Below are 13,169 nucleotides of genomic sequence, written 5' to 3' on the forward strand. Positions count from 1 at the left end.
TGGTCATTATTTACAATTCAATAATAATTGCTGAAAAATGTGCTTATTTTCTCAATAACCTTATTCTCATTTGTTTTTATTAAAACTTATTATTAATTAATATATGAGTTATACATGTAAAGTGTATTTTAATTTCTTTTAATAACAACAAATTGAGTTGAAATCAGCATACAATTCTCTTTTTTTGCTGAATAATATTTATATATTATTAGTAGTTATAACTATAATCATTAATATGCCATTTCCCTCAGATAACTATAAGTAGTTAGTTTTTATTTTCAATATGTTAGATGCACCCACAAATATATTTGCTAACGCTTTCTAATATTTCACAAAAATAGAATCCCTTTCATAAAACTGAATTTTTAGAAAAAATTAGAAATATTTTTGGGAAATTTCTGTTATTTTATTTCCAATAACAGGACGATTGCAGTGAATGTATCACAAAGTCCTGTTAGATGTACTACTAACTCTACATGATTCTGAGTAAAAAAAGGACTAAAAAATGATCTTACGGAAATCGGATTGGCATCCAGCAGATATAATTGCCGCATTACGTAAACGCGGAACAACTCTAGCAGCAATATCTCGACATGCGGGTTTAAGCTCTTCCACACTGGCGAACGCTTTATCTCGCCCTTGGCCAAAAGGAGAATGGATTATTGCAAATTTTCTTGAAATCCACCCATCAGAAATATGGCCAAGCCGCTATTTTAATCCCATTACAGGTGAATTATTAGAAAGAAAGATAAGAGAAAAAGTATCAACATCACGCTAAAAACCAATAAAAAAAACCGCTGACCCAATTCGTTAGGAGCAGCGGTTTTCTTAAAATTCAGTAAAAAACTGAGCGACAATTAGCCGTTAATGAATTTTTCGCCTAGTTCGATATCTTTTTTCAGTACATCTAGCATATCTTTCAGTGCTTTTTGTTCAAAATCACTTAATTTACCGTAAGAGATGTGCTCTTCAATCCCGTTTTTGCCTAAACGAACGGGTTGAGCAAAGAAACGGGCATGTTCACCTTCGCCTTCAGTATAAACACACTCGATCACGTTAGGTTCACCTTGCAGACCGCGGATCAGAGAGAGGCCGAGACGTGCAGCTGCTTGACCCATAGACAGGGTTGCAGATCCACCACCTGCTTTTGCTTCAACAACTTCAGTACCTGCGTTTTGAATACGCTTAGTCAGTGCAGCAATTTCCTCTTCGGTGAACTCAACACCTGGAACTTGAGATAATAAAGGTAGGATCGTGACGCCTGAGTGACCACCAATGACAGGCACTTCGATTTCATGAGGTTTCTTACCTTTCAGTTCTGCAACGAAAGTATTCGAACGGATAATATCCAGCGTTGTCACACCAAACAGACGGTTTTTATCATACACACCTGCTTTTTTCAGTACTTCAGCAGCAATAGCCACTGTCGTGTTAACAGGGTTAGTAATGATACCGATCAAAGCTTTTGGACAGGTTGTCGCAATTTGTTGAGTCAAATTACGAATAATACCAGCGTTAACATTAAACAGGTCTGAACGATCCATACCTGGTTTACGAGCAACACCAGCTGAGATCAGTACAACATCGGCACCTTTCAGTGCAGGGGTCGCATCTTCACCTGAAAAACCAACTACTTTCACATCAGTTGGGATATGGCTAAGGTCTGCAGCAACACCCGGAGTTACTGGTGCGATATCGTATAGAGAGAGTTCTGAACCTGCTGGAAGCTGGTTTTTAAGAAGAAGGGCCAGAGCTTGACCAATACCACCTGCTGCGCCTAGAACTGCAACTTTCATTCTGAAACTCCTTTATTTGTACTTTAAAAAGTATATGGATTCATCTTGTTATGCATTAAACACATTACTGATAAAAAACAATTCATTAACAGATGTTGAAGCATATTAAAGTTAATACGCTTACGTACTCATTTTATCTATTCTAAACAAAATCCTTATCTGTTAATGAGATAAGGGGCACTTTTTTAACAAATAGTTTTTATCACTATTGACCTTTACATAATAAATAGTTTTTACGGATTTGTTACAAATAATACATTAGCGCATTTTTTTCTGTGCGAATTGAGTGTTTCACGCTAAAACCATCTCCGCGTTGAGTGCTCGATTCATAAAGGCAGATCGTTCCTGTATACGAAACCATCATAACGCAATTTTGTTGCATAAAAATTCACATTTACGGATAATACAACTTAATTTATTGTCATAGGATGGGTTAATTATGCGTACACCGTCTAAACAAGAAGACTTGGTTAAAGCTTTTAAAGCTCTACTTAAAGAAGAAAAATTTAGCTCTCAGGCTGAAATTGTGATCGCACTGCAAGAGCAAGGCTTTGAAAATATCAACCAATCAAAAATTTCCAGAATGTTAACTAAGTTCGGTGCCGTTCGTACTCGTAACGCTAAAATGGAAATGGTTTACTGTTTACCTACTGAACCCGGTGTTCCTACTGCCACCAGCCCACTAAAAAACCTTGTACTTGATATTGATTACAATCACTCTGTTGTTGTGATTAGAACCAGCCCAGGTGCAGCGCAGCTGATCGCACGTTTACTGGATTCTTTGGGGAAAGCGGAGGGTATTTTAGGTAGCATAGCGGGTGACGATACTATTTTTTCTACGCCAGCGAATAATTTCACCACTAAAGAGCTTTATGAAGCGATCCTTGCGCTTTTTGATCAAGAACTCTAAGACTGTTATCACTCAGGCGGGAAGCCTCTCGCCCCTTCTTTCACATCGATGCGGTCACTGTAGTCGTCAATTCTGACCTTATCTCATGACCGCCCGATGATCATCTGCAATAAAAAAGCAGCTTCAGAAGTGACTCAACCAATGAAACACTTTCGTTAAGCTGCCTTTTTTATTAAGGCTTATTTTAATTTTCGCCTTCGGCTTCGGATTTCTTTTTAAGTCCCGCAAGCAATTTACCGTGGATATCACCAAAACCACCATTACTCATGACCAAAATATGATCACCTGGCTGTGCGGTCTCAATCACCATGTTCGCTAACGCTTCAATATCAGAACTCCAACGTGCAGGTTGCACACAATTTTCAGCGATTTCTGTCACCATCCAAGGAATATTCGCAGGTTGGAAGAGAAACACTTCATCAGCACGGCCTAATGATGGTGCAATATCGTTTTTACTGATCCCCATCTTCATGGTATTTGAGCGAGGCTCAAGTACCGCAATAATCCGTGAAGTACCGCCAACTTTACTGCGTAACGCTTCTAAGGTCGCTAAGATTGCCGTTGGGTGATGAGCAAAATCATCGTAAACACTCACGCCATATTCAACACCCCGTAACTCTAAACGACGACGCGCGTTAATAAACTTATGTAATGCTCGACACGCTTCTGCTGCGGGAACACCAACATGATGTGCAGCTGCAATCGCCATTAACGCATTATGGATGTTATGGTTGCCGACTTGTGACCAAATAACGTCGCCCACTTTTTCTTGTTGGTAGAAAACTTCAAAATGGCTTCCATCATGGTTTAATTTATTAGCTTGCCACTCTCCATGTTCACCAATAAATTCTTGTTCACTCCAGCACCCCATTCCAATAACCTGTTTCAGATTTGAGTCATTATCGGGCATAAAAATTTTGCCGTTACTCGGCACAATGCGGACGAGATGGTGGAATTGCTTTTGGATAGCTTCAAGGTTGTCGAAAATATCAGCGTGATCAAATTCGAGATTATTCAACACTAAGGTTCTTGGGCTGTAATGAACGAATTTCGAGCGTTTATCAAAAAATGCACAATCGTATTCATCCGCTTCAATCACAAAGAAAGGACTTTCTCCAATTTGAGCAGAGGCCTCAAAGTTTCCGGGTACACCGCCGATCAGAAAGCCAGGCTTATAACCACAATCTTCTAATATCCATGTTAACATGCCCGCTGTGGTTGTTTTACCGTGTGTTCCTGCTACGGCAAGCACCCAGCGCTCGGGTAAAACATGGTCATGTAACCACTGAGGGCCCGATGTGTAAGTTAGGCCTTTTTCTAATACCGCTTCTACACAAGGGTTACCGCGTGTCATCGCATTACCGATAACAACCATATCCGGTGCAGGTTCAAGCTGGCTAGGGTCATAGCCCTGAATGAGTTCAATGCCTTGTTTTTCTAGCAATGTACTCATCGGAGGGTACACGTTTGCATCGGAGCCTGTCACTTTATGCCCGAGCGAACGAGCCAGTATTGCCAAACTACCCATAAACGTACCGCAGATACCCAGAATATGTATGTGCATTATTTTCCATCCAATAGCATGAGGTTTATCATTATTCTACCCATCAATGTTAGGTTTATATAGACCAAAAATTCGAATTCTTACCACAACAAAAAATGCAGAGTATTCCCAAAATCATTCAAGCGACAACACGCGGCAAGCAACAACAATTTTAAGGGGGCATACGCAAGTATGTGACTCAGGTAACAAAACTCAGCCCATAACGCTGCGATAGCAAGTATGAAGGGTATAGATAAACTCCCCGCGCAAGGGTACAATTCCCCCCTGCAAACCTCTGTCAATTATATTCAGGACCTTCGTCATGAAAACATTAGGCGAATTCATCGTCGATAAGCAACAAGATTTTCCTCATGCAACAGGAGAGCTGACCGCACTACTGTCAGCAATTAAACTGGGCGCTAAAATTATCCATCGTGATATTAACAAAGCTGGACTGGTCGACATTCTAGGCACAAGTGGTGTTTCGAATGTACAAGGTGAAGTCCAGATGAAGCTTGACCTGTATGCAAATGAAAAATTAAAAGCAGCTTTGAAAGCTCGCGGGGAAGTTGCCGGTATTGCCTCTGAAGAAGAAGATGAAATCGTCATTTTCGAAGGTGATCGTGCAGAAAACGCGAAATATGTCGTATTAATGGATCCATTAGATGGTTCTTCTAATATCGATGTAAACGTTTCCGTCGGAACAATCTTCTCTATTTACCATCGTATTACCCCAATTGGTCAGCCTGTGACTGAAGCCGACTTCTTGCAACCAGGCCATCGCCAAGTGGCTGCTGGCTACGTCGTTTATGGCTCATCCACTATGTTGGTTTATACGACTGGTTGTGGTGTTCATGCCTTTACCTATGATCCATCACTTGGCGTATTCTGCCTGTCTCACGAAAAAGTGATGTATCCAGCGGAAGGCAAAATGTATTCAATCAACGAGGGTAACTACATTAAGTTCCCTATGGGGGTTAAGAAATACATTAAGTACTGCCAAGAACAAGACGAAGCAACAGGTCGTCCATACACGACGCGCTATATTGGTTCACTCGTTGCGGACTTCCACCGTAACTTGCTCAAGGGAGGTATTTATATCTACCCAAGCACAGCGAGCCACCCAAATGGTAAATTGCGTTTACTATACGAATGCAACCCAATTGCCTTCCTTGCTGAACAAGCAGGTGGTAAGGCTAGCAATGGTCGTGACCGTATTTTAGATATCGAACCAAGTGAGCTTCACCAACGCGTACCCTTTTTTGTCGGTACCGCATCGATGGTGGAAAAAGCAGAATCATTCATGCGTGAGTTCCCTGACGCTGAATAACTTGATTTCTTACGCTAAGGCGGGGGTTATCCCGCCTTTTTTGTTCTCTTTATTCAGCTTTTTTTTATGAATAGCTTACCAACTAGTGAGTTTTGTCCCTCTTTACGGCTATAATACCCCCCACGCTATGGACCAAAATAGGTTAGATTGTTTAGATATGATCTAATATATTGATGGACATATTAGTTTTTAACATAAAGGATACTTTTTCATGGGCCTGAACAATGTACCGGCAGGTAAAGATCTGCCAGAAGATATCTACGTTATCATCGAAATCCCTGCTAATGCAGATCCTATCAAATATGAAGTTGATAAAGACTCTGGCGCTCTGTTTGTAGATCGTTTTATGTCTACAGCGATGTTCTATCCATGTAACTATGGTTACATCAATCACACGCTGTCTTTAGATGGTGATCCTGTTGATGTGTTGGTACCAACACCTTATCCATTACAACCAGGTTCCGTTATTCGCTGCCGTCCAGTTGGTGTGCTGAAAATGACAGATGAGTCTGGTGAAGATGCTAAATTAGTGGCAGTACCGCACACTAAACTAAGCAAAGAATACGATCACATTAAAGACGTAAACGACCTGCCTGAATTGCTACGTGCACAGATCACCCATTTCTTTGAACACTACAAAGATCTCGAAAAAGGCAAATGGGTTAAAGTTGATGGTTGGGATAATGCTGAAGCGGCTAAAGCTGAAATTATCTCTTCTTTCGAACGCGCAGCTAAAAAATAATTCCCTTTTCTGGGGAAATGAAAGGTGCTAACGGTAACGTGAGCACCTTTTTTGTGGATATGAACAAACAAAAATGCCGGCAACGATGACGTATACCGGCATTTAACTACTCTTCTTCTTCGTGGCGCTTGAGCCAATCACCAGACTTAATTTTGCGTAAGCCTTCAACAGAATGCCGATACAGGTAAATCCAAGCATTACCATATGGCGTAGGGATTAACTCACGGACATAGTCTTGCGAATTTTTCTTTAATTCGTCTAATTCAGTCAGAATAGACGGATTGATGCGATAAACTTCGCATTCAATCACACCTTCACCTTTAATAACCGCTGGATAATAGCCAAGGTCATAAAGCTCATAACCTTCTAAGCTATGCTCTCCTAGCAACTGAGCATAAGTCATCCAGTGATGATTCCCTTGCTTGCGCCTTAAACTGCCATAAACAATTACACGCATATTTTAAAACTCAAATTGATAAAGAAGATCCAAGGCCTGATTGACACCAGACACTGCTTCCAAATATAACTTCGGCATTAATCGATAACGTAACGTTAACGTTGCCAATGAATCAAATATACCAACACCATACTTAATTTGTAGGTCGTTAGTAATTTTTCCACTCACCACGACTTGAGATTTATCACCAACCCCTTGCGTATCGAGTGCCAAATCAGAGACTCCAAATGTTTCGCCAATTTTACCGACAAGTTGGCCACTTTGCGCAACGCCGAGTCCAATTAGCATCGATGTCATTTGTGAACCATTAGCATCTCCGCTTTCTAATCCTTCCCCGCGTAGCAGATAGGATAAAGCTTCTTGCTGTGTTTTGGCTGGCTCAGAGAATATCTCGACTTTTGGCTTGTCTGCAAGTCCTGTGACCTTAACACCTGCAATAACATTATCGGCAGTGTTATCTGGATTACGAATTGCTTCTAAGTTCAAGAATGGTTGATCCGCAGGTCCCGAGAACTGTATCTGACCTTTACGTACGATCAGATCCTGTCCATAAGCGCGGAAACGCCCCGATGGAATATCGATCTGTCCATTAAGGCTCAGACCTTGTTTGTTTTGTAATACCTTTAACATCCCCGTCAAACGGGCTTTCAGGCCAAAAGCATCCAACTGAACATCATTACCAATCTTAATATCCAAGTTAGTTTGAATTGGAATTGGCGTGCTGGTTTTATCGATAGGTTTCAAGTCGCTATCTAACATGACCACATCTGAAGATGCACCAACGGCAGATTCTGGTAGCTCTTGTACCGTAATCCTCGCCCATGGAATTGTCACGCTACCATTTAATGTCAGTAACGTCGGTGACGCTTCAAACACAATATCAGGCTGTACATCAACTTTAACCATTGGAGGCATGGAAACACGTAAGTTATTACCGACTGCCATCACTTTCGCTCGCCATGCATCAACTTTACGCCAATCTGCATCACCGCTGATATTGAGATAACCTTCTGGCGTATTGATTTGCCCTGTCATTACGGAACTCGTGCCATTAAAGGCAATCCCTAAGTTACCGCTTTTAATATCAAACGGAATCAATGATGATTTGATTTCCAAACCGGAAAGCGCCAAGTTACCGTTGAGCAATGGATTATTTGCCGTTCCCCCAAGGCGTAAGTTGGCATTTAAATCCCCATTTGCGACTTCTTTTTCACCTAATAATGGCTTAATCAGCGCTAATGTAATGCGATTGATCTCAACATTACCTGAAAGCTGACGTCTCTTTTCTAGATCCGCAATTTGTACACTGCCTTTCAATTGACCATTATTGGCGATTTTGAATAACCAATCCAAATTGGCTTTACCATTTTTCAACGCCGCACTTAACGTCAAGGTATCAAACTCTAGCGGTATCCAAGTACCATCAACTAACTGAACGGCTTTAACACCATCGCCTTTTAGATCCACTTTCGCTTGTGGCAAGCTACCATCATCTTTCCAAATAACATTCGCCTTACCACTAAACACACCGCGAACACGTGTTTCATCCGTGAGGAAGGGTTTCAACATTGCAAGATCAAAACGTTCTAGCACAATATCCGCGCTACCGTTTTTACCTGCTTTAATTGGTTTTGGCACACAAAGGCGCGCATTGATATTCACCCAGCAATGGGTACCAATCGTCACTTCTTGAGTTTGATTTGCATAATCAAGAGCCATGGCCTTGCTGAGTTTCCATTCACCAACGGGGGTTTCAAACAAGGTATTACTCAGGTTGCCTTTCCAAACCTCAGTTTGGCGATCAAACCCACCTGCTAATGTTAGATGGCCAGAGACGGGTTCCCCACTCACATCCAGCTTTAAGGTATGTTGCTTTTCGCTACCTTTCGCATCCAAAGTTAAGCGACTGATGACGAGGTCAGCTTGTTTTAACTGGCGAACAACGACGGATAAGTCACCTTTGATCTGTTCACCTGAAGCCACTTTACCTTTGATAACAACATTATCGACAGACAGCTCTTTTTGCCATCTTACGCCACGAGCTGTTAAATCCGCCAATATTTCAGGCGCTTGCAGGTCACCTCGTAATTTAACATCACCGATAATCACCCCACCAAGGCCCGGCAATATGCCATCTAATCCCGGCGCATTGATTTTCGTGTCTAAATTCCATTTATCTGATAGGTTTCCTTTAACATCAAGGTGGTTTTTTCCGAGTGAAAGTTTCAGCGCTGGAATATTCCACTGTCCAGCAGCATTACCAGTCGCCTCACCTCGCGCTTTCAGTAAGTTATTCTTAACATTACCATCTAACGTAATTTCAGGTATTTGTAACTGCCAGCTGCCACCATAAAGGCTACCCCGGGTCGCAATCTTACCATCGACTTTTGCAGGCCATTCCGGCCATTGCTTAGCCGTATTGATACCTGATAAGGTCAATACGGCATTCCAACTGATTGCTTTGCTCCAATCAGCGACACCCGTAATATCAGCATTACCCTGTAAAGCCGCTAATCGCAGACGAGTAATATTGACTTGCTCTTCATTCCCTTTCGCATCCAACATCAATGTGGATGGTGGAATTTCCTGCCCAGTTATCGCTGAGCGAAGAGATAAATCATAAGCAGAAGGTCGGCCATTCAAACGTAAACGTGTACCATCAAGTTGATATTGAGCATCACCCACTAATGGCCAACTCAGTTTCTGGCTTTCTAACGTTAACTGAATAGGCAAGTCAGCTTGGGCAAGGTCGGCTTGAGCCGCTAAGGTTGCGTTCACCGGTCCACTTAAGTTCAGTGCGAGTTTTAGCTCCTCAAGTAACCCACCTTTGAGTGATAAATCGACTTTTTGACCATCAAGGTCTTCTAGACGGCTTTCCCCAGTAATCGACAGAGAAACAGGCCATTTATCGGCTAATGTTGCTGTTCCCGATAAGGCAAGGTGACCTTGGGGCGAATCAACCGTAAATTTCTTCAGTAGGACATTTTGCCCATCATTTGAAAGCGTTAAATTCAAGCTATTGATCACAACGTCCGTCGCGCCCGTTAGCTGTAAATTCGAACCGTTGATCCCTTCAACATTTAAATCGACAGGAAGGATCACTTCCGGTAATTCCGCCAGTAATGGTTTAGCGAACAGTTCCTTCAGCGTTTCGCCAATCGATTTTTCTTCTCCAACAGGAACTTCTGTCACGGGTTCATCTGGCTGCGGTTCTTCGCTTACTGGCAGATTAATCGCTAAATTAATCACATCCGTGGGTGCTAATATCAGTGCTTTTTGCTGCCAGTGAATACCTGTCTTAAACTTTTCGAGGTCAATCGCCATCCCATCAACATTAACTTTGGTTGATGTTAATTGTAATTGATTGAGATTAATCGTGAGTGGCGCATTCAATTCGGTTAATGGCTCAGAAGGAGGCGTTTCTTCTGAAGGAGGCATTTTTGAGGTATCAACATTGACGATAACATTTTCAGTCGAAAGATCATCAATGCAAAGCTCGCGACTAGTCAAACAGCCTAAACGTAATGCAAGATGCAGTTTTTCTGCATCAACATCGACGCCCGGCATTTGGTATTTTACCCCAGCCAAGGTCAAATTATTGATATCCCCATCAATAGAGCGGATCTCTAGCCCAGGTACAAAACGTGTCGCACTATTAAGTGCAAAATGGAGGCCTGATTGCGTACCCAATACCCAACTTAGTGCGGCAACAATCAAGATCAATACAAGTAAAACGGCAAGAGCTGTCCATTTTAACCACTTCATCCATTTCATAGTTCAGTCCCCAAGCCGATATAAAATTGTATTTTATTATTATCAGGATCCCCGATCGGAGTCGCTAGGTCGAATTTTATCGGTCCTACCGGAGAAACCCAGCGGACACCAACACCAGCCCCCGTTTTAAAATCACTTTTCTTAATATCGTTAACGGCTTCACCACTATCAATAAACACAGCACCCCACCAGTTACCCGTGAAGTTATAATCGTACTCAATGGAACCCACGACCAGTTTAGATGCCCCTGTTAGTTTACCTTTGCTATCCTCTGGTGAGATTTTTTGGTAACCATAACCACGTACACTGCCATCACCACCGGCAAAGAAACGTAAGTCTGGTGGCACCTTGTCAAAATTATTCGTTTCAATCCACCCTAAATTTCCTCTGAATACAAAACGATGGCCTTCCCATGGGGAGCGGATCCACACTTGCTTAGTTTGCAATACAAGAAAATCGATATCGGAGCCCCAAATTTCATTCGAATAATCAATAGAGTAACGCTGACTGTCCCCCCAACTTGGCATCACACCACCACGTTGGCGAATTCGGCTAACATTAGCCCCAGGATAAAGCAACATCGTGGTATTCGTGACATCCGCTTGGGTAAAGTGGCTCAACATCCAACGCATGTTCACGCCATATTGCCAGCCGCTGGAATAATCCCAATTACGTGACACGTTTAGGGTCGTCGTATCGGACTCTGTATCGTTTAAGTCAGTACGTTTATACCCCCCTTGAACCGCATAATATTGTTCTAAAGGATTGGCTTTAAGGGGGATCTTATAGCTAGCATCAATAATCTGTTCAGGCTGCGATAAACTGATATTTGAGGTAATACTTTGCCCTCGCGAGTTTACCCAAGGCCTATTCCATGTTGCTTTAACACGAGGACCAACGTCAGTGGCATAACCACCACCTAATTCAACGAAGTTTTTTGCACGAGGAACCATCACCCCTTCCATCGGCAACAGGTCAGTGTGCTCTTCCCGAGCTTTAGCGATATTGGGAGTCACAATGGCGGAAGTAAACCAACCCGTTTCCACTAATCGGCGGTTAAATTCGGCCAGTTGTTCTGAAGTGTAATATTCACCTTCTTTAAAAGGCGCGAGGTTGTTCAGATAATCAGTGCGGATTTGAGAACCTTCATAGGAAATGTCACCAAATCGGTAACGCTCTCCACTATTAAAGTCAAAGTCCCAATAAGAGGCATGGTGATCAAGTGATATGCCTAGTTGGCTTTTTTCCATGATCGCATCAAAATAACCTTTACGGATCGCAAGCCCACTAAATTTACCTTTAAAGCTTTCATATTCGCCATCATTCTGGATCGTACCGATCTTAGGTGTGTTATTTTTTATCATTTTTGCATAGTCAGGGTCGTTTTTCGCTCCCCCTTCTAATGTAATATTAACACCTTGTACTCGAACAGGTTCGCCCAGTGTGACTTTCGCCGTTAATACGGAACGTGCTGGTGGCTTATTTTCTTGATAAGTGAACTCAATTTTAGGCTGATAGTATCCAAGTGGTTTCAGACCTTCCTCGATTGCTTTTGTGACACGAGCACGAAAGCGACCATTAGGCACCACTTCATCCTGAGAAATATTAGAAAGCTGAACACGGACGTTCTGATTAGGTTGCCCTTCAAGTCCTTCAATATTAAGGCGTAGATTTGCGCTATACGCAGCAGGAACTGTCGCCATTAAGGTTAGAAAACAGATGATAGGGTATTTTGACACGCCCGCTCCTAAGATCATTGATAATTTGACTAAACACTTCATATCAATTTATTTTGAGTAAAATAAACTCTAGATACAAGTTTTTATCCTAATTTTTACCGAAAATGCACATTACCACACATAGGAATCTGTTATGTCTTCTAATAAATTACAACCCGTGAGTATTTCGCAAGCGCTACCCGGTAGAGAAACCGCCATTCCCCATTCACCATACCATGCGGTGAACCAGTATTCGATTGATAATATTCCGAAGAATGCTGAAGTTGCCTATTTTGCGATGGGTTGTTTTTGGGGCGCTGAGCGCTTGTTTTGGCAGCAGTCCGGCGTTTATTCCACCTCTGTTGGCTATAGTGGAGGGATTACCCCAAACCCAACCTATGAAGAAGTTTGCACAGGACTGACAGGCCATACCGAGATTGTTAGAGTGGTCTTTGATCCACAGACTATCCGCTATACTGATCTATTAACTCTGTTTTGGGAAAACCATGATCCAGCCCAAGGCATGCGTCAAGGCGGTGATATTGGCACGCAATATCGTTCAGCCCTCTATACCGTTTCTGATTCACAATTACAGCAAGCACAAGAGACACGAGCGGCTTATCAACAAGCGATGGTTGCTCAAAATGATACTCGCCAAATCACCACAGAAATCGCACCATTAGAAACCTTTTATTTTGCGGAAGATTACCACCAACAATACCTCCATAAAAATCCAGCAGGCTATTGTGGATTAGGAGGAACTGGAATTTGTTTACCGCCACAGAACATAAACTAGGCAGAAAATTTAACCTAATGCTATAATAACGTCACTAACCCAATTTTGCGCACCTCCGCGCTATTTTATCTCTGTAGTAGAAAGAGTTGCCTTCAGGGGATCC

The 13,169-nt window shown here is 42.2% G+C and carries 10 protein-coding genes; 5 read left to right on the top strand and 5 right to left on the bottom strand.

The features are described 5' to 3' along the window. Positions 1-505: 505 nt before the first annotated feature. Positions 506-778 carry a helix-turn-helix domain-containing protein gene (locus G3341_RS17820; protein WP_154624537.1) on the top strand — a complete coding sequence of 91 codons (273 nt, stop codon included), beginning with the start codon at positions 506-508 and terminating at the stop codon, positions 776-778. Between the two features lie 79 nt (positions 779-857). Here the strand turns inward: G3341_RS17820 and mdh are convergent, their stop codons facing one another. Then, positions 858-1,796: a malate dehydrogenase gene (mdh, locus tag G3341_RS17825; protein WP_154624536.1), complete on the bottom strand. Its 939-nt coding sequence runs from the start codon at positions 1,794-1,796 to the stop codon at positions 858-860. Between the two features lie 439 nt (positions 1,797-2,235). Here mdh and argR point away from each other — a divergent pair, with 439 nt between their 5' ends. After that, on the top strand, positions 2,236-2,706 hold the full coding sequence (argR, locus tag G3341_RS17830) for a transcriptional regulator ArgR (RefSeq protein ID WP_154624535.1): 471 nt from the start codon (positions 2,236-2,238) through the stop codon (positions 2,704-2,706). 184 nt (positions 2,707-2,890) lie between these two features. Here argR and mpl read toward each other — a convergent pair whose 3' ends face one another. Then, positions 2,891-4,270 (bottom strand): UDP-N-acetylmuramate:L-alanyl-gamma-D-glutamyl-meso-diaminopimelate ligase, encoded by a 1,380-nt coding sequence (gene mpl, locus G3341_RS17835; RefSeq protein ID WP_154624534.1) that lies wholly within the window; start codon positions 4,268-4,270, stop codon positions 2,891-2,893. 301 nt (positions 4,271-4,571) lie between these two features. Here mpl and fbp point away from each other — a divergent pair, with 301 nt between their 5' ends. Next, the gene (gene fbp, locus G3341_RS17840; RefSeq protein ID WP_154624533.1) at positions 4,572-5,579 is read left to right on the top strand and encodes a class 1 fructose-bisphosphatase; all 1,008 of its coding nucleotides are present in this window, start codon (positions 4,572-4,574) and stop codon (positions 5,577-5,579) included. 211 nt (positions 5,580-5,790) lie between these two features. Next, on the top strand, positions 5,791-6,321 hold the full coding sequence (gene ppa, locus G3341_RS17845) for an inorganic diphosphatase (protein ID WP_154624532.1): 531 nt from the start codon (positions 5,791-5,793) through the stop codon (positions 6,319-6,321). Between the two features lie 106 nt (positions 6,322-6,427). Here the strand turns inward: ppa and G3341_RS17850 are convergent, their stop codons facing one another. Genes G3341_RS17850 through tamA form a run of 3 tightly spaced genes read right to left on the bottom strand, consistent with a single transcriptional unit; the run spans position 6,428 to position 12,291 of the window. Further along, the gene (locus tag G3341_RS17850; RefSeq protein WP_154624531.1) at positions 6,428-6,778 is read right to left on the bottom strand and encodes a gamma-glutamylcyclotransferase family protein; all 351 of its coding nucleotides are present in this window, start codon (positions 6,776-6,778) and stop codon (positions 6,428-6,430) included. 3 nt (positions 6,779-6,781) lie between these two features. Beyond that, positions 6,782-10,552, bottom strand: coding sequence for an autotransporter assembly complex protein TamB (tamB, locus tag G3341_RS17855; RefSeq protein WP_163863202.1), 3,771 nt, complete (start codon positions 10,550-10,552; stop codon positions 6,782-6,784). Further along, positions 10,549-12,291, bottom strand: coding sequence for an autotransporter assembly complex protein TamA (gene tamA / locus G3341_RS17860; protein ID WP_163863204.1), 1,743 nt, complete (start codon positions 12,289-12,291; stop codon positions 10,549-10,551). The genes tamB and tamA overlap by 4 nt, the downstream gene beginning before the upstream one ends. Before the next feature lie 133 nt (positions 12,292-12,424). Here tamA and msrA point away from each other — a divergent pair, with 133 nt between their 5' ends. Further along, positions 12,425-13,066 carry a peptide-methionine (S)-S-oxide reductase MsrA gene (gene msrA / locus G3341_RS17865; protein WP_163863207.1) on the top strand — a complete coding sequence of 214 codons (642 nt, stop codon included), beginning with the start codon at positions 12,425-12,427 and terminating at the stop codon, positions 13,064-13,066. Positions 13,067-13,169: the final 103 nt, after the last annotated feature.

The sequence above is a fragment of the Providencia vermicola genome (assembly GCF_010748935.1).
Taxonomy (GTDB): Bacteria; Pseudomonadota; Gammaproteobacteria; order Enterobacterales; family Enterobacteriaceae; genus Providencia; species Providencia zhejiangensis.